At 62.8% G+C, this 17,486-nt stretch carries 17 protein-coding genes; 6 read left to right on the forward strand and 11 right to left on the reverse strand.

The annotated features are described in order from the left end of the window. Positions 1–51: 51 nt before the first annotated feature. The 3 genes from QM659_RS07690 to QM659_RS07700 form a co-directional block, all read right to left on the reverse strand. On the reverse strand, positions 52–888 hold the full coding sequence (locus QM659_RS07690) for a universal stress protein (RefSeq protein ID WP_415187963.1): 837 nt from the start codon (positions 886–888) through the stop codon (positions 52–54). 74 nt (positions 889–962) lie between these two features. Beyond that, positions 963–1,409 (reverse strand): host attachment protein, encoded by a 447-nt coding sequence (locus QM659_RS07695; protein ID WP_164730068.1) that lies wholly within the window; start codon positions 1,407–1,409, stop codon positions 963–965. Positions 1,410–1,543: 134 nt separating this feature from the next. After that, positions 1,544–2,785, reverse strand: coding sequence for a class I SAM-dependent methyltransferase (locus QM659_RS07700; protein WP_415187964.1), 1,242 nt, complete (start codon positions 2,783–2,785; stop codon positions 1,544–1,546). 199 nt (positions 2,786–2,984) lie between these two features. Here QM659_RS07700 and QM659_RS07705 point away from each other — a divergent pair, with 199 nt between their 5' ends. Beyond that, positions 2,985–3,338 (forward strand): DUF5335 domain-containing protein, encoded by a 354-nt coding sequence (locus QM659_RS07705; RefSeq protein ID WP_303483623.1) that lies wholly within the window; start codon positions 2,985–2,987, stop codon positions 3,336–3,338. 266 nt (positions 3,339–3,604) lie between these two features. Here the strand turns inward: QM659_RS07705 and QM659_RS07710 are convergent, their stop codons facing one another. From QM659_RS07710 to QM659_RS07730, 5 genes are all read right to left on the reverse strand, one after another. Beyond that, positions 3,605–3,802, reverse strand: a complete 198-nt coding sequence (locus QM659_RS07710) for a hypothetical protein (protein WP_303483625.1) — start codon at positions 3,800–3,802, stop codon at positions 3,605–3,607. Between the two features lie 268 nt (positions 3,803–4,070). Further along, positions 4,071–6,131 carry a M3 family metallopeptidase gene (locus QM659_RS07715; protein ID WP_415187965.1) on the reverse strand — a complete coding sequence of 687 codons (2,061 nt, stop codon included), beginning with the start codon at positions 6,129–6,131 and terminating at the stop codon, positions 4,071–4,073. Between the two features lie 153 nt (positions 6,132–6,284). After that, entirely contained in the window at positions 6,285–7,847 is a 1,563-nt protein-coding gene (locus QM659_RS07720) for an ABC transporter substrate-binding protein (RefSeq protein ID WP_415187966.1), read from the reverse strand. A 43-nt stretch (positions 7,848–7,890) separates the two neighbouring features. Next, positions 7,891–8,778: a tetratricopeptide repeat protein gene (locus tag QM659_RS07725; protein WP_303483629.1), complete on the reverse strand. Its 888-nt coding sequence runs from the start codon at positions 8,776–8,778 to the stop codon at positions 7,891–7,893. 254 nt (positions 8,779–9,032) lie between these two features. Next, positions 9,033–10,172, reverse strand: coding sequence for an NADH:flavin oxidoreductase/NADH oxidase (locus QM659_RS07730; protein WP_415187967.1), 1,140 nt, complete (start codon positions 10,170–10,172; stop codon positions 9,033–9,035). Between the two features lie 240 nt (positions 10,173–10,412). Here QM659_RS07730 and QM659_RS07735 point away from each other — a divergent pair, with 240 nt between their 5' ends. Then, the gene (locus QM659_RS07735; protein ID WP_415187968.1) at positions 10,413–11,375 is read left to right on the forward strand and encodes a 2-hydroxyacid dehydrogenase; all 963 of its coding nucleotides are present in this window, start codon (positions 10,413–10,415) and stop codon (positions 11,373–11,375) included. A 19-nt stretch (positions 11,376–11,394) separates the two neighbouring features. Beyond that, on the forward strand, positions 11,395–13,539 hold the full coding sequence (gene glyS / locus QM659_RS07740) for a glycine--tRNA ligase subunit beta (RefSeq protein ID WP_415187969.1): 2,145 nt from the start codon (positions 11,395–11,397) through the stop codon (positions 13,537–13,539). A 38-nt stretch (positions 13,540–13,577) separates the two neighbouring features. On the opposite strand, the gene QM659_RS07745 is transcribed toward glyS, so the two are convergent. From QM659_RS07745 to QM659_RS07755, 3 genes are all read right to left on the reverse strand, one after another. Next, positions 13,578–13,859 carry a type II toxin-antitoxin system YafQ family toxin gene (locus tag QM659_RS07745; RefSeq protein WP_415187970.1) on the reverse strand — a complete coding sequence of 94 codons (282 nt, stop codon included), beginning with the start codon at positions 13,857–13,859 and terminating at the stop codon, positions 13,578–13,580. Further along, a complete protein-coding gene (locus tag QM659_RS07750; protein WP_415187971.1) occupies positions 13,780–14,106 on the reverse strand; it encodes a type II toxin-antitoxin system RelB/DinJ family antitoxin in 327 nt (108 codons plus the stop codon). The genes QM659_RS07745 and QM659_RS07750 overlap by 80 nt, the downstream gene beginning before the upstream one ends. Positions 14,107–14,294: 188 nt before the next feature. Then, positions 14,295–14,828 carry an FxsA family protein gene (locus QM659_RS07755; protein ID WP_303483639.1) on the reverse strand — a complete coding sequence of 178 codons (534 nt, stop codon included), beginning with the start codon at positions 14,826–14,828 and terminating at the stop codon, positions 14,295–14,297. A 203-nt stretch (positions 14,829–15,031) separates the two neighbouring features. Between QM659_RS07755 and QM659_RS07760 the strand changes: the two genes are divergently transcribed. The 3 genes from QM659_RS07760 to QM659_RS07770 are packed head-to-tail and all read left to right on the forward strand — an operon-like array spanning position 15,032 to position 17,453. After that, positions 15,032–15,733: a Tim44/TimA family putative adaptor protein gene (locus QM659_RS07760; RefSeq protein WP_415187972.1), complete on the forward strand. Its 702-nt coding sequence runs from the start codon at positions 15,032–15,034 to the stop codon at positions 15,731–15,733. Further along, positions 15,730–16,797: a murein transglycosylase A gene (locus tag QM659_RS07765; RefSeq protein WP_415187973.1), complete on the forward strand. Its 1,068-nt coding sequence runs from the start codon at positions 15,730–15,732 to the stop codon at positions 16,795–16,797. Before QM659_RS07760 ends, QM659_RS07765 begins: the two co-directional genes overlap by 4 nt. A 26-nt stretch (positions 16,798–16,823) precedes the next feature. Beyond that, positions 16,824–17,453, forward strand: coding sequence for a Smr/MutS family protein (locus QM659_RS07770; protein WP_415187974.1), 630 nt, complete (start codon positions 16,824–16,826; stop codon positions 17,451–17,453). The last annotated feature ends 33 nt before the right edge of the window (positions 17,454–17,486 follow it).

The following is a 17,486-nucleotide window of genomic DNA, read 5'->3' on the forward strand; positions in this document are numbered from 1 at the left end:
GGCGGGCGGCGAGGCTTCACGCCTCGCCCGGATCCGCGCCGACGGCGCGGCTCAATGAGAGACGAACGTCGCTACGGGCACCTGTCGCAGGACATCGCGGCTGACGCCGCCGAACAGCATTTCGCGGAAGCGCGATTTCGAATAGCCGCCCATGACCAGCAGGTCGCAGTCCTGGCCCATCAGCCGCACGATGGCGTCGGCCGCGCCATTGTCGCCGGCATAGGCGACTTCGCTCGCAGCCGTGATACCGTGCCGCGAAAGATTCGCCACGAGGTCCGCGCCAAGTGCTTCCGCCGCCTTGCGCTCGCTTTCGCGCTGGATCACGGTCACCGCGCGAACACTTGAAGCATCCTTGATCAGGTCGAGCGAGTCGAACACCGCGCGAGCCGCCTCGCGTGTGTCGTTCCATGCGATGATGACGTTCCGGCCGAAGGTCTTCTGCGGCTTCGCGGTCGGCAGGATCAGCACCGGACGCCCGCCGCCCATCAGCGCGATCTCGGAGAAGTCGTTCCATGCGTCGGGCAGATCTTCGGATTGCGCGCCGCAAACCACGAGATCGGCGCCGTGGGCATTTCTCACGATGGCATCGGAACCGGCGGCATAAGACGCGCTGAAGCAGCGCCATTCGAAGGTGAGGCCGCTATTGAGAAGCACGCCTTCAAAAGCCTGTTTCGTTTCCGCAGCGGCGTCCTGTCCCGCCTTTTGAATGCGGGAGATGACCTCCTCGGAAACGTCAGCCGGGAACTCGCCGTATTCGGGCACCTGCGGGATGAGGTGCAGCCCGATCACATGGGCGGATCGCGGAGCCGCGATTGCGACCACCGGTTCGAGAATGGCGCCGACCGTGCGGCCATTGGGCAGATAAACCAGGATTGTCTTGATGGGCATCGCGCACCTCCAACCTGTCGCTTCCCCGGAAACTCCGCCGCATCGGCCAAAATCCGGCCGCGAACGCGCGCGCTTCAGATCGGGAACTCATCCCCAATATACTCCCGTACGCTTCCATTAGGAACCTTGGTGAGATCCTTGGGCACTTCACCGATAACGACGGCGCGCAGTTTTTCGCTCAGCGCGGTCCGGATGACGCCAAGCGTTTCCGGTGCGGCCACCACCAGAAGCCGGTCGAATTCGTTGTTCTCCAGTCGCTTGTCCAGCTTTGCCGCGAGTGCGACCGCGAATTTTCCTTTCTCGACCTGATGCAAGTCCGGGCGCTCGATGGCGTGCCGCGATACGTTCGCAGACTCATGAACGCGGCCTGGCCGGTCTCTCTCAAGCTCATGGTCGGGCTTCAGCGTCTGGCGTTCATCGGAACTCGGCACCTCGGTGAGGGCCTTCGCGCGCCCTTCGGACAACAGAAGACGCGCCCGCGCGCCGTCTGCGATCAGGATGTAGGTTCTCACGGGCTTCATCGGCGATACTCCATGCAAAGGAAACATGGTCTCTTGCCTGTCTCAACAATCCCTTGACGCGTCTGTGCCCTGACGCGTTGCCGCGCCCCGATCAGGATGGCGCGCATGGCGCTGGCAAGCCCGCAAACCCGCGTTCAGAGGCATAGATAGGCGCGCGTTATCGGCACTGTCTCGATCTTTTTGGCGAGCTGGATCTGGAAGACACACAGATCGTAATAGCGGAAGCTCACTTCGCAGCCCGCCAGATAATACTCCCACATCCGGCAGAAGCGTTCAGACAGCATCGCCGCGGCCTTGCTTCTGTTTCGCTCGAAATTATGCCGCCAGATCGCGAGCGTCTCGGCGTAATGCAGCCGCAAGACCTCGACATCGGTGATGAACAAGCCGGATTTCTCGATAGCCGGCACGATTTCGCTCAGCGCGGGGATGTAGCCGCCGGGAAAGATGTATTTCGCGATGAATGCGTTCGTATGGCCGGGGCCGGAAAGTCGCCCGATGGTGTGCAGCAGTGCCACGCCATCGTCTTCGAGGCAGTCCTCGACCTTGCGGAAGAATGTCCTGTAGTTCGGCACGCCGACATGTTCGAACATGCCGACCGAAACGATGCGGTCGAATTTTTCGTCGATGCTTCGATAGTCCGCGAGACGGAAGTCGACCCTTCCCGCGCCTTCCTCGCCCGCTTCGATCCTTTTCTTCGCGTAGGCTTCCTGCTCCTCGCTCAGCGTGATGCCGACCACCGTCGCGCCGCGCTCCCGCGCGAGATGGAGCGCGAGGCCACCCCAGCCGCAGCCGATGTCGAGCACGCGCTGGCGCGGCGTAAGACAGAGCTTCTTGGCAATGTGGCGTTTCTTGGCAATCTGTGCTTCGTCGAGGGGCTGGTCGCCTTTCTCGAAATAAGCGCAGGAATACTGGCGGTCCTTGTCCAGAAACAGCTCGTACAGCGACCCCGGCAGGTCGTAATGACGGCTGACGTTCCGTTTTGCGCCGTTGGCGCCGTTCCATTGCCGGGCGAAGCGCGTCAGGCGGCGAAACTTGTCCCCGGCTCGCATCCAGATGGGGAAGTCCTTGCGGGTCAGGTTTTTCGCGAAGAGCGCGAGAAGCTCGTAGAGCGTCCCGGATTCGATCTCGATATCGCCATCCATCCACCCTTCCGCGAAACCGAGCTGGGGATCGGCGAGGAAGGCCCTTTGCGCCTTTCCTGTCAGGAAGCGCACGGCGAGCGGTTTCATATCCCGGTCCCCGAAGGCCCGGACCTGGCCACGGAAATCCCAGACGCGCAGATGTCCGTCGCGCACCACGGTTTCAAGAACTTGCCAGAGCGGCCAGGACGCCGCCGCTCGCCGCTCCTCGTTCTGATGGGTAATCTCGTGGACCATCGGTAAAAACTCGTAATTCGGCCACGCATCCGATTATTATTACGGATGTCAAATGCGTGAGCCAGTTTAACTCACGCTTGAAAAAATCGGCGAAAGACAATGTTCCAGCCGATTGCTATATTGCTTTGCGCCATATCAAGGCGATTGTAACAAGTGCATGGGACGATTAAGAATTCGGTCAGAAAACGGGTCTGAACAAATGCAAAACCTCAAGTTGGAAAAGCGCGACTGGCAGCCTCTTCTCGATCATATCTCCCGCTCGGAAGGCGCTTACAAGGTCACGATCGAGGTCGACCGCGCGGACATCGGCGCTCAAGTTCAAGTGGAGAATGTCGATTTTCGAGGGGTGAGCTATGACCCGAAAGACGATGACATCGCCATTGACGCGGGCGCGATCGAGCACCGGATACACAAGCCGAAGGATCTTTCGGTTGCTGTCGAGGGCTCGGAGCTGATTTCGCTCGAAATTCTCGACGAGAACCACGCGGTGAACTCGATCAAGTTCAAGCCGCGCCTGAACCTGCCCGATCTGTTGCTGCCGGGCGATCAGTAAGCGCGTCGCCGCAAGGCGTTGATCGACCGGGAGGTTCGGTTGATGAAGGGCGGCCAGCCGCAGAACCGGCGTCTTGCCACTTCGGGCACGCCATCGGTTTTTGCCAAGCCCCATCTCTTTCGAGCGGGTCGAGATCTGCTCAAATCTTATGGGAGGCGGGCACCGCTCTTGCTGATGGCTTGAGCGCGTCCGGATGAAGCGGTTTTCCGATAGGACGCGTCAGAAAAATACAGGCGCGCTTCTTCAATCAAAAAAGCGGATACGCTTCAGTCGTCCAGTACGGTCTTGATGAGGAAGAAACGGATCGCGTCGGCAAGGATCACCTTGCAAACCCGCTGATGACCCTGTTCGTCCTCAAGCCTCGCTTTGGACAAAAGAGCCGAGATGTTGGTCTGCTCGGTGTCCGAAAGCTGGAGGATCTGGGTCATCTGGTCGATCACCGCCATGCCGTCAGAGCACGTCACGGCGCGCGCCGGGCTGGCGAGCGCGGCAACAATCGCGAATGAGCACAAAAACCTTTTCATCTTGAGTCAGCGACCTCGACCCGCTTGCCCGGCGACAAGAGCTGTCCACCGGGAAAATTCTGATAGCCGTTTGAGCCACGACGCACAAGCCAAGAAAATCCGGCTTGATTCGGGCAGCATCACAAGAAGTTCTACGATGGCGGGCTTTCCCGCGCCTTGTCGCATCGATGCATCACTGGCGAAGCGAGTGGGCGCGGAAAGCGCCCGCTCAGGCGGCGGCATCCTCGGTCAGCCCACGCTTATCGAGGAGCGGTCCGACCTCGGGATCGCGTCCGCGAAAGGCGCGATACGCCTCATCCGGTTTCAACGTGCCGCCGCTCGAATAGACGAAGCGGTGGAGACGCTCGGCCACCTCTGGATCGAATGCGCTTCCCGCTTCCTCGAAAGCGTCGAACGCGTCCGCCTCCATGACCTCTGCCCAGAGATAGGTATAATAACCCGCCGCGTAGCCGCCGCCCGCGAAGATATGCTGGAAGTGGGGCGGGCGATGGCGCAGCGCGATGGCGTCCGGCATGCCGAGCTTCGCGCGTAGCTCGGTCTCGAACGCGGCCGGGTCGATGACGCCCGCTCCATCGGCTTCGTGGATCGCGAGATCGTAGAGCGCCGATGCCGTGTATTCCGCCGTTGCGAAGCCCTGATTGAACTTTCGCGCCGTGTGCAGCTTGTCGACGATGGCCTGCGGAAGCGGCTCGCCGGTCTCGACATGCCGCGCGAAGCGGTTGAGGATTTCGGGCTGAAGCGCCCAGTTTTCGTAAAGCTGCGACGGCAGCTCCACAAAGTCGCGGTCGACGCTCGTACCGGAAAGGCCCGGATAGGTGACGTTCGACAACATGCCGTGCAGCCCGTGACCGAATTCGTGGAACAGTGTGCGCACGTCGTCGAGGCTCAGGAGCGATGGCTTGCCCTCGCCGCCCTTGGTGAAGTTCAGAACGTTGACGATGATGGGCAGCACCTGGCCGTCGATGCGCGACTGCTCGCGGAAGTCGCTCATCCAGGCGCCGCTGCGCTTCGACGTCCGCGCGAAATAATCGCCGACGAACAGCGCGACCGGCTTTCCGTCGCGGTTCTTCACGGTCCACGCGCGGACGTCGGGATGATAAAGCGGCACGTCTCGCCGCTCTTCGAAGGCGAGGCCGAACAGGCGGTGCGCTGTCTCGAAAGCCGCCGCGATCATCGCATCCAGTTCAAAATAGGGCTTCAGCGCCGCGCCGTCGATGTCGAACTCGGCCTTGCGGCGCTTCTCGGCGTAGTGGTGCCAGTCCCACGCGGCGAGCGGCTCGTTATGACCTTCCGCCTGCGCAAGCGCTGCAAGCGCGTCGGCTTCCGCATCGGCGCGGCGTTTCGCACCGGCCCAAACCTTTTCGAGCAGGTTGCGCGCGTTGGTGGGCGTTTTCGCCATGGCATCGTCGATCTGGTAGGCGGCATAGGTCGAAAAGCCGAGCAACTTCGCGAGTTCGGCACGGAGCGCAAGGATTTCGCTGATCAGCGGCGTGTTGTCGGGCGAGTCGTCGCCTCCCTCGCCGCGCGCGATGTAGGCGCGATAGGCTTTTTCGCGCAGGTCGCGGCGCGTGGAAAATTCGAGGAACGGCTCGATGCTCGCCCGCGACAGCGTGATGACGTGCTTGCCGGAAAGGCCGCGTTCCTCCGCCGCCTTCGCTGCACCCTCGCGCACGAAATCGGGCAGGCCCGCGAGGTCCGCCTCGCCGTCGAGCACGAGCTGGAACGCCTTCTCGGCGGCGAGCACGTTCTGCGAAAACGCCGTGTGGAGTTCCGAAAGCCGGGCGTTGATGTCCGTAAGGCGTGCCTTGCCCGCCGCGTCGAGCCTGGCGCCCGCGCGGATGAACCGTTTGTGATAGCGTTCGAGAAGGCGCCGTTGCTCGTCATCGAGGCCGAGCGTGTCGGCTTTTTCCGCCAGCGCGTCGATGCGCTCGAACAGCTTCGGGTCGGTGTAGATTGCCATGGAGTGCTTGGCGAGCTTCGGGCCGATGTCGCGCTCGATCGCCTGCCGCGTGTCGTTCGTGTCCGCCGATGAAAGGTTGAAGAAGACGTTCGCCACCTTCGTCAGCGCGCGCCCGGCGCGTTCCAGCGCCTCCACCGTGTTCGCGAAGGTTGGCTCGTTCCCGTCATTCGCGATGGTCTCGATCTCCGCGCGATGGGTTTTCATCGCGTTTTCGAAGGCGGGGATGAAATCCTCGTCGCGGATCGCCTGAAAGGGCGGCAGGCCGAAAGGTGTGTCCCAGTCCTGAAGGAGAATGTTCGATGAAGTCACGCGGAATCCTTTCGGCTCAAAAATGCACCTGCGCCTGTCACGATCCGGATTTGGTCTTTGAATCTGCGTCGGACAAGTCGTCAGGACTACCTGCGAACCGTCGCCGACGAAGGGACGCGGCCGCCTGAATTTGGCTGGCGGCCGCTCGCAAGTCTATTCCATATCGAAAGGTTCGTATTTGCCGCTTTCGCCAAGGACCGTGCCCCAGACCTTGTGCGACCCCTGATGGTCGCTCCGGCTGAAGGAAATCGGCGTTCCCAGCCCCAGATCGAAGTCGCGCATGTTTTCAAACGCCTCGACAAGTTTCTCGGCATCGAGCTGAGGCCCCGCCCGCCGAAGCGCCTCGATCATGATCTGCGCGGCCACATAATATTCGAGCGAAACGTAATCCGGCGTCTCACCCCTGAAATATTTGGAAAGCGCCGCCTTGTATTCGAGAATGAGCGATGAATAGCCCTCCACGGCTGGCACAACCTCGGTGACGATGACGCCGGCGGCGTATTTCGGCCCAAGGAGCATCAGTTCGTCGCGCAAGGCGATGGGGCCGACAGCCGAAATATTGGTGTATATCAGCCCCGGCACGGCCTCGCGGCTTTTCTCGATGAACTTCGCCGCCGCTCGGTAGGTCGCCACCATCACAACCGCCTTGATTGGCGTTTTGGAGGTTTTCAGCAGATTGATCGCCGGCTCCACATCGAGCGAGTTGCGGGGGTAGGTCATCTTGAGGATCGCTCCCCCGTCGCCGCCGCGAAGAGCGCGCATCGCCTTCGTTACGCCGGCATAACCAGCATCGCCGAAGCCGTCCTGCTGCATGAAAACGGCGATCTGGTCGGGCTTCAGCCGTTTGACCTTCACGAGATAGCGGACGACGGTTTCCGTTTCTTCCGCGTAGCTGGCGCGGTAGTTGAAAACGTAGCGGTCCGGGGGATCGCGGCGCAGGACGCTTGCACCCGAGTAGCCCGCATAGAACAACGCCCGGCGCTCAAGCGCGTAAGGCGCTGCCACGGCGGCCGTTGCCGTTCCGAAATTGCCGATGAAACCGAAAACCTGCTCGGTCTCGTAAAGCTGCTTCATGGTTTCCGCGGTGCGGGCGGGTTCATAGCCGTCATCGGCGGCGATGAGGCGCAACATGCGGCCATGAACGCCACCCTCGTCGTTGACCTTCTTGAAGGCCGTCTCTATGCCGACCCGGATCTGATAGCCGTAATCCTTGTTCGGGCCGGAAAAAGGAAGCGATGCACCGAACCGGATTTCGTTGTCCGATACGCCCCGAACCAGGCTGACCGTCTGAGCGGCGAAGACGCCGACGGACGGCGGAAATGATACTGCGGCCTGCGGCGCGGCATTTGACTGGGGCGCCGACACGCTTTCGAGATTGGCGAGGTCGCGATTGGCAGCCGCGCAATCCGTTTTCTTGTCAGCCAGATCCTTCGTGCCCTCGGCCAGGCTCGCCTTGAAAGAAGCGAGGATCGTTGCGCTTTCCGTTTCGCTCGCGGCCGACGTCTTGACGACATCGACGAACTTGTCGGCAACCGACTTCACGCGCGACTGCGCGATGTTCGGGCAACTTGCGGCGGTCCCGAGAACGTAACCGACGCGCGTCGCCAGACTGCGGAGCACGCCGCCCTTGTCGTCGCGCGGCGCTGACCAAGCCGGATCGAGCGCAGACGCAACGACCAGCGCGCCCAACAACCCCATTGATAGTCGCATTTTCATTCAAGCCTCCCCCCGAGTGCCCTGTCTTCCTTCATGTCCCAGATCAGCGCTTCTGTTCTCCGGCGGCGATATCGCCCAGGCGCTTCAAACCGTCTCTGCTTCCCGTCAGGCCCGGGTTGAGCCGCAGGGCGTTGCGATAATCTGCGGCGGCTTCGTCGCGCCGGCCGACAAGTTCGAGAATGTGACCGCGCGTGTCGAACAGATCCGGATCGAATGGCCGCATTGTCAGCGCCTTGTTCGCATCGTCCAGAGCGCGCGCGGCATCGCCCATGCTGTAATAGGCCCAGGCGCGATTGTTGTAGGCGTCGGCGTCTTTCGGCCTCAACTGGATGAAGCGCGAGTAGTCGGTGATGGCGCTATCGAACAGCGCCATGTCGCGAAGGACGTTCGCCCGTTCGAAATAGGCATCCGCGCTCTCTGGATTGATCCTGATCGCCGTCGAGAACTCTGCGATCGCGCGCAGGCGATCCCCGCCTTCACGATAGATTGCGCCGCGCGCGAGATGGACCCACGTCGCCCGTGGATTGAAGGCGATCGCGGCATCGTAATCGCTCAGGGCCCGAGCGATGTTTCCCTGCGCCCGAAAGACTTCGCCGCGCGCGAAATAGGCGCCGTCGAGCTTCCTGTCGATTTCGATCGCTTTCGTTAGATCGTCTGCTGCCCGGTCGAGAAGGCCCTGTCGAGTGAGGGCGAGGCCGCGCTTGTAAAGGACCTCGGCATCGCGGGGGTCGAATTCCAGCGCCTTCGTATAATCTGCTATCGCGCGGGTGAAATCGCCTGTCGCGCGATAGGCATCGCCACGCGCGGAAAAAGGCGTCGGGGTAGGCGCCTTTGTCTCGATCAAGGCAGTGCAGGCGGAGATCGCGAGCCTGGAATCCTCGTCCTGCAAACAGTCGAAAGCCGTACCAGCAATCGATGCGGAAAGCGGCATCGCCACCGCCAACCCGATCAACCAGACATGTACGCGTGATTTTCCAGACAAATCACAGGCTCCGGGGCGCGAAAAAAGCCAACAACTGGCCCAAGCGATCCGGTAAAGAACATTTTTAAATGAATTGCGCACTCTCGACTTCAGTCTAAGTCGATCTGCGAGTTGGTAAAATTTGAAGCTGGTGCTGTGCCGGGATGGAAAACCGGCACGGATTTACCGCCCGGGCGCTTCTTCAGCAACCCGGGCCGTCAATTTTACGAGCGCCGCTTCACGGCATAGCCGTATTGCAGAGGCCAGCTCTTGTCTCCGCCGTTGAGTTCGCGCTCGGCGCGCAACGCGAAATACGGATCGCGCAGGAACTCGCGGGCGATCAGCACGAGATTGGCCTCGCCGCCGGTGATGATGTCGTTCGCCTGTTGCGGTTCGGTGATAAGGCCTACCGCGCCCGTGCGGATGTCCGCTTCCTCGCGGATGCGCCGCGCGAACGGCACCTGATAGCCCTTCGCCACGGGGATCTGCGCGGATGGTGTGAGGCCGCCCGTCGACACGTCGATCAGGTCTACGCCGATGCGCTTCAGGTGCTTCGCCAGTTCGACGGATTGCGTGTCGTCCCAGCCTCCCGGAACCCAGTCGGTCGCGGAGATGCGCACGAACAGCGGCAGGTCGTCCGGCACGATGGCACGCAGCCGTTCGGCGACCGTGAGCGTAAGGCGCGCGCGGTTCTCGAAGCTGCCGCCCCATTGGTCGGTGCGGTGGTTCGACAGCGGCGACAGGAACTCGTGCAGCAGATAGCCGTGCGCGGCGTGGATTTCGATGACCTTGAAGCCCGCCTTCAGCGCGCGCCGCGTGGCGTCCTCGAACGCCGCGATCACATGGGCAATGCCTTCCTCCGAGAGCGCGGCTGGCGTCGGGCTTTCCGGGCTGAACGGCACGGCGCTCGGCGCGACCGGGCGCCAGCCGCCCTGCTCGGGTGGAAGCGCCTTGCCGCCATTCCATGGCGCGTCCGTGCTCGCCTTGCGGCCCGCATGCGCGATCTGGATGCCCGGAACCGCGCCCTGACTTTCAATGAAACGCGCGATGCGAGCGAGCGGCTCGATGTGATCGTCCGACCAGAGGCCGAGATCGTAGGGGGAAATACGCCCCTCCGGCACGACGGCGGTCGCCTCCGCAATCACGAGGCCCGCGCCGCCGCTCGCGCGGCTGCCGAGATGAACGAGGTGCCAGTCGTTCGCGAAACCATCCTTCGCCGAATACTGGCACATGGGCGACACGGCGATGCGGTTGCGGAACGTCACCCCGCGAAGCGTGAGCGGCGTCAGAAGATCGACCTCGGGAATGCCGACGTCCTGCCGCGTGTCGGCCTGCCCCGAGCGTTGGCTGCTGTAATCCGTCATGATGCGATCCTTTCTCGCATGACAATGCTTTCGGGGCAGATGTGGGCATTGTTCGAGATTTGTGAACTAGTGGCACGCGGAAAAAACAGCCATGCTCGCGGTCGCAGGTTGGCGAGCACGAGTATGTTGTTGCCAGGTTGAGAGTGTTGCCGCTGCGGCAACATTCGCTTGCCATTGGCAACGGAGCGCGCGATTTGAAGTGGTCAATGACCACTATCGTTTAGGATAACGTTCACCGCCGTGACCAAACCCAAACTCCTCATGACGCGCGTGCTGAGCCCCGCCACGATCTCGCGGGCGCGGCGCGACTACGACCTCGACCTGAACGAGGCCGACGTGCCGTTCACGCCGGATGAACTCGTCGCGCGCGCGGCTGGCAAGGACGCGCTGCTTATCACGCTCGCAGACAAGTTCGGCTCGGACGTCATCGCGAGGCTCGACCCGTCGGTGAAGGTCATCGCCACCTATTCGGTGGGCCATGAGCATATCGACCTGCAGGCGGCGAAGGCGCGCGGCATCCGCGTCGCCTATACGCCGGACGCGGTGACGGTGGCGACGGCGGAAATCGGCTTTCTTCTGATCCTCGGCGCGGCCCGTCGCGCGAGCGAGGGCGAGCGGCTGCTTCGCGCGAAGGCGTGGCGCGGCTGGCAGCCCATGCAGCTCATCGGGCAGAGGCTCGACGGCAAGCGGCTCGGCATCTACGGCATGGGCAAGATCGGGCAGGCCATCGCCAAGCGGGCGCGCGGCTTCGACATGGACATCCACTATTTCAACCGGCGCAGGCTCGACGCGGCGGACGAGCAGGGCGCGACCTGGCATGCGACGCTCGACAGTCTCCTCGCCGTCGCCGACATCCTCTGCATCGCCGCGCCGTCCACGCCCGAGACGCGCGGCTCGATCAATGCCGCCGCGCTCGCGAAACTCAAGCCGGGCGCCATCGTCACCAACATCGCGCGCGGCGATCTCGTGGTGGATGACGACCTCATCGCGGCGGTGAAATCCGGCCACATCGCGCATATCGGCCTCGACGTCTACGCGAACGAGCCGAACATCCATCCCGGCTATTACGACCTCGAAAACGCATTTCTGCTGCCGCACATGGGCACTTCCGTCATCGAGGCGCGCGACGAGATGGGCCGCGATGCCTTGGACAATATCGACGCCATTCTTGCGGGGCGCGAACCGCCCACCGCGCTCGTCTGATCAACGAAAGCCATTCGCCATGCCGAACCTTCTGCTCGAACTGTTCTCCGAGGAAATCCCGGCCCGCCTTCAGGGGCGCGCGGCTGACGATCTCGCAAAGCTCATGACTGAGGCACTGACGAAGGGCGGCTTGACCGTCGGCGCGACACGCACCTTGTCGGGCCCGCGCCGCATCGTGTTCATCGCGGACGACGTGCCAGCGCATTCGGCGGCGACGGTGGAAGAGCGCAAGGGGCCGCGGACGAGCGCGCCCGCCAAGGCGCTGGAAGGTTTCGTGAAAGCGGCGGGACTCACAAGCATCGACGAAGCGCAGGTTGTGAAAGACCCGAAGGGCGACTATTACCTCGCGAAGAGCGAGAAGCCGGGCCGCGCCGCCTCGGACATCATCGCCGAGGCCGTGCCGGAGATCATCCGCAAGTTTCCCTGGCCGAAATCGATGCGCTGGGGCACCGGGCGGCTGCGCTGGATCAGGCCGCTGCACTCGATACTCTGCCTTTTCGACGACAAGCCGGTCGCGTTCGAGGTGGACGGCATCAGGAGCGGCGACATCACATTCGGGCATCGCTTCCTGAGTGGCGAAAATATCACTCAACCTAAGGTTGTGAAGATCGATTACATTTCAGACTATGCAGAAACATTGATGCACGCTAAGGTTGTGGTCGCAGGAGAACACCGGGCGAAGGTGATCCTTGAGGGCGCGCACACCGCCGCCTCGGATGCCGGGCTCGCTCTTGTTGAAGACCACGGGCTGCTTGCTGAGAATGCGGGGCTCGTCGAGTGGCCCGTGGTCCTTTCCGGCCAGTTCGAGGAAAGCTTCCTCGATGTGCCCGAAGAAATCCTCATGACCTCCATGAAGGCGCATCAGAAGTGCTTTTCGCTGCGCTCGGCGAAGACCGGGAAGCTGGCGAACCGCTTCATTCTCGTTTCCAATCTCGAAGCTGAAGACGGCGGCAAGGCCATCGTCGCGGGCAACGAGCGCGTGATCCGCGCGCGCCTCTCGGATGCGAAATTCTTCTGGGAGAACGACCGCAAGCGCCCGCTCGAAGGGCTGACGGCGCTGCTCGGTCAGGTGACTTTCCACGAGAAGCTCGGCACGCAACTTGAGCGGGTGGAGCGCATCAAGGCGCTGGCGCGCGAGCTTGCTCCCATCGTCGGCGCGGACCCGGACGATGCCAAGCGCGCGGCGCATCTCGCGAAGGCCGATCTCATGTCGGAAACGGTGGGCGAATTCCCCGAGCTTCAGGGCATCATCGGCCGTTACATCGCGCTCGCGCAGGGCGAGAAGCCCGCGGTCGCGGACGCGATCGCGGAGCACTACAAGCCGCAGGGGCCGTCCGACGCCGTGCCGACCGCGCCGGTTTCCGTCGCGGTGGCGCTTGCCGACAAGCTCGACATGCTGGTGGGCTTCTGGGCCATCGACGAAAAGCCGACCGGCTCGAAAGACCCGTTCGCACTGCGCCGCGCCGCGCTCGGCGTGATCCGCATCGTGCTGGAGAACGGGCTGCGGGTAAATCTTACCAACGCTTTCGAAAGACAGGCGCGTGAGTTCCAACACGACTTGGCAAGAATTCGTGGCGATACAAGTCGCGGTCGCTCATCTGTTCCGATTGAAATCGCTCCCGATCTCAGTCACGTCGTTTGGAATTTGCTTCCCTTCTTCGCGGACCGCCTGAAGGTTTACCTTCGCGATCAGGGCGCGCGGCACGATCTCATCGACGCGGTGTTCGCGCTGCCGGGGCAGGACGATCTGCTCATGGTTGTTCGCCGCGTCGAGGCGCTGGGCCGCTTCCTCGAAACCGACGACGGCAAGAGCCTGCTCGCGCTGGTGCGTCGCGCGCTGAACATCCTGCGCATCGAGGAGAAGAAGGACGCGCGCGCGTTCGACGGCGAACCGGCGGCGAAGCTTCTGAAGGAAGCGGAAGAAAAGGCCCTCGCCTCGGCGGTGAAAGCCGTGGGCAAGGACGTCCGCGCCGCGCTCGCGACCGAGGATTTCGAGGCGGCGATGGCGGCTCTGGCCAAGCTCCGCGCGCCGGTCGACGCCTTCTTCGACAAGGTGACGGTGAACGCCGACGCCGCCGACATCCGCGAGAACCGGCTGACGCTGCTGGCGCAGATCCGCGCGCTCACGCTCGACATCGCCGATTTCTCGAAGATCGAGGGATAAAGGAAAAGCGGCCGGGAATGCCTCGGCCGCCCCATTCGCTATTCAAGCAGATCGCTGTGAGAGCCGAGACGCCGCAAGACGAGCGTCTCGTCATCCGGCTTGTCGTAGATCAGGAGTAAGTCCGGCTTCAGGTGGCATTCGCGATGCCCTGCCCAATTGCCGGTCAGCGCGTGATCGCGAAATCGCGCCGGAAGATTTTCATCGGCGGCCAATATTCCGGCCACCGACAGAAGCAGATCATTAAGCTCGCCGCCGAACGGTCCCGCGAGCACCCGCTTGTAGTCCTTCTTGAATTTCTTCGTCCTCAGGATCGTCCGCATTCAATTCCGCGATAAGCCGATCAACCGATCCGACCTTGATCAGATCCGCCCGCGCTTCCTGCATCGCCGCAATCGTCTCTTTGTTTGGGACGAAGGGATCGAAAGGAAGCGCGCCCTCACGCGCGACACGAATTAGCAACAGGCGAATAACATCAGATAAAGTAAGCCCGATTTCCGCAAGAACGGCTTCCGCGTCCTCTTTCGTTTTGCTGTCGATGCGCGCGCGCACGACTTCGTTAAGTCCCATGATGTTCCGTCCACGCTCCGCACGGGGAGCGATAACTTGCCAATACCCGCATCGGCGGGCTAACACCGCGGATGATAGCCCATGCCAGCCGAGGCCGAGCTTATCCCCGCAATTGGCGGGTCCTTCCATAATCACATGACGAGTATTGTAGCTACAATGTAGCTACAAGTCAAGAACCGCCGCCGCGCTCACGGCTTGCCCCAGGGCGAATCCGTGCGCTTTGCGCTCGACCCGCCCTTGCCCTCGCCGCGCGGCACTTCGGTAAACTCGACATCGATCACGGTTTCGCTGCGGACCGGGCCTTGCGGATTTGCTTGCGGCTCGGGCCGCGCACCCTGCTGGGGCCGCGTCTGCCAGCGTCCGCCGCGCGCCCGCAAGCCATAGGATGCGCCACGCCAAAGGAGCCCGCGCACCGCCGGGAGCAACAGCAGGATCGCCACCGCGTCGGACACGAAGCCCGGGATCATGAACAGGATGCCGGCGAGCGATGTCGTCCCGCTGTCGAGCAAGGTCTTTTCGGGCGACCCGCCGCTCCGCATCGCTTCCATCACGCGGACGCCGACGAGGCGGCTTTGCGATTTCACGAGAAACGCGCCGACCGCCACACCCGCCGCCAGCAGCAAAAATGTCGGGATCCCGCCGATCCAGCGGCTTACCTGAATGATGGAGGCCACCTCCAGCACCGGCCACGAAATCATGAGAAAGAGAATGACGAAGGGCATCGAGACGCTCGGTCCTCGGTTGGATTGAAAATTCGCACTCCCTCATATGGGAGCGAAGAGCGATTTGCGGAGAAGGATGCAAAGATTTCGGTGACGCTTGCGTCAAAGGGCGCGCGGCTATAGCCAGCACGCTCCGAAGCTCTTATATCACCCACAGGAAGTCTCACACAACATCGGGCCCGACGGGGGTCAGGAGCGGCGGTTTGACGAGCGACATTTTCGACCTCACCAATATTTTGCTTTTAGCGGTTGCGGTTGCGATCTTTCTCAGGTTGCGGAGCGTGCTTGGCCGTAGGACCGGCGATGAAGAAACACGACTTGGGAATTACGCGCGCGATGCGGCTCCCGCACGGGACAATGTCGTTCCACTTCCAAGGGCTGAGCCAAGACCCGGCGTTACCCCGCAGGGCGGTCCCAGCGTAGACGAGCGGGTCGGCAATTTCCCCGAGGACAGCGCCGTGCGCGCACCTCTGCGCCAGATTGCCACATCCGATCCGTCTTTCGATACGGCGTCCTTCGTAAATGGCGCGAAGATCGCCTACGAGTCCATCATAACCGCTTATGCGAAGGGCGATCGCGAGACACTGCGCCATCTCCTTGCGCCGGAAGTTTTCGACAGCTTCAACGTGGTGATCAACGACCGCGAATCGCGCGGCGAGACGGTCGAATTCCACTTCGTGGGCATGTCGGCGAGCGAGATCGTGGAGGCCCATCTTTCCGGCCGCATCGCTCATATCAAGGTGCGTTTCGTGAGCGACCTCGTGACGGCAACGCGCGACAAGCACGGCGCTGTGGTCGACGGCGACGACAAGGCCGTGCGTCAGGTCACCGATATCTGGACCTTCTCGCGCGACGTGGGCTCGCCGAACCCGAACTGGCAGCTCGTCGCGACCGACGCGGCGTGACCGCCGATCCTCCCGAAGCCGCGCTCTGGCGGTGGCAGCATGGCGGTGCGTCATCTGCCGTGCTTTCGCTGGAGCAGCTGGACTTCGCGGAAATTCCCGGCTGGCGCGACGATAATCATGCGGATGCGCTGGCCTGCTATCTCCGTTCCGCTGCGCTCGCGCCGCATCTTCCGCGCCCTGCTGGTGATCCGGCGCGGTTCATCGCCGACCGAGAGGCGGCTCGCGTCTTCTTCGAGGCGCACTTCCTGCCCTGCCGCGTCAACGCCGACCACGGTCTTCTCACATCCTATTTCGAGCCCGTGCTTCGAGGCTCACGCAGGCGTTCCGCCGCTTTCCCCGTACCGGTTTACCGGCGCCCCGCCGATCTCGCGCTGCTCCCCCCTGAACACCCGCTCGCCACGCAGGGACTGAGTGCAGCGCGCGCCACGGTCGCAGGTTTCGAGCCGTATTTCACGCGCGGCGAAATCGAGGCGGAGGCGCTCGAAGATAGCGAGAGTGCGCTTCTCTATCTGGCGGACGCCGTCGATGCCTTCGTCATGCACGTGCAGGGCTCCGGCCTCGTCGAACTGGACGACGGAACGCGAGTGCGTCTGACCTTCGACGGCAAGAACGGCCATCCGTACACGTCCATTTCGAAATGGCTGATCGCACACGGCAAACTCACGGCGGCGGACGCCGATCTCCACGGCATGAAGGCCTGGCTTCGAGCGAAGCCGGGCCGCGAGGCTGTTCTTCACGAAAACCGCTCCTATATCTTTTTTCGAGAGCTGGGCGCATCCGCTGCCGCTCCGAGAGGGTCTTCGGGAGTGGACCTTTACCCCGGAAGGAGCCTTGCGGCCGATCCCGCGTTTCATCCTGCGGGAACGCTGCTATGGGTTTCGGCCCCGGACCTCATTTTTGAGGGAAAACGGTTCCAGCGGCTCACCGTCGCCCAGGATACCGGTTCAGCGATCAAAGGGCCACAGCGCGGCGACATCTTCGCGGGAACGGGCGACGCGGCGGGCGAAAGTGCTGGCGCGGCGCGCCATTCATGCGATTTTATCGTTCTTCAACCAAGGCGCTAGTTAGCGCGATCGATGTGGGAAAAGGGATGGAAGGCCGCCGAAAGAAGCGCCTCCTCTCGAAAGAGGAGATCGAGTTGTGGGCCCACGTGACCCGCAACGACGAGCCGCTTTCGCGTCCGAACCCGGACACTCTTGCATCGAGTGAAGCCCCCGAGGCAACTCCCCCGTTTGCTGGCGCCGCTGCCACGGCAAAGCCGCTCGACCCGGTGCCGGCGCGCCCCGAACCGGTCATGACCCGCGGGGGCACAACGCCCGCACCTCTCCGCCCATCACCGCCTCCGCACCAACCTTTCGATCACCGGATCGTGCGGAAGATCGCGCGCGGGCGCCGCGAAATCGACGCCAGGCTCGACCTTCACGGCCTGCGCCAGCACGACGCCTATGTCACTCTTCGTGCCTTCCTCGCCCGCTGCCAGCTGGAGGGCCACCGGCACGTGTTGATTATCACAGGCAAGGGGGGACGCACCGATTCCGACAGCCGGGATTTCTGGAACAGCGAGAAGCGCGGCGTCTTGCGAAGGCTCGTCCCGCACTGGCTGGCCGAGCCGGAATTTCGCGCCCACGTGATCAGTTTCACCGAATCGGCGCACCATCACGGCGGCAGCGGCGCACTCTATGTGACGATCCGCAGGCGCGGCAAACCGGGCTCCGTCTGAGCGGCCGCGTCGCCGTTACCGGCTCGCGATCTC

The sequence above is a fragment of the Rhodomicrobium sp. genome (assembly GCF_047605405.1).
Classification (GTDB): domain Bacteria; phylum Pseudomonadota; class Alphaproteobacteria; order Rhizobiales; family Rhodomicrobiaceae; genus Rhodomicrobium; species Rhodomicrobium lacus.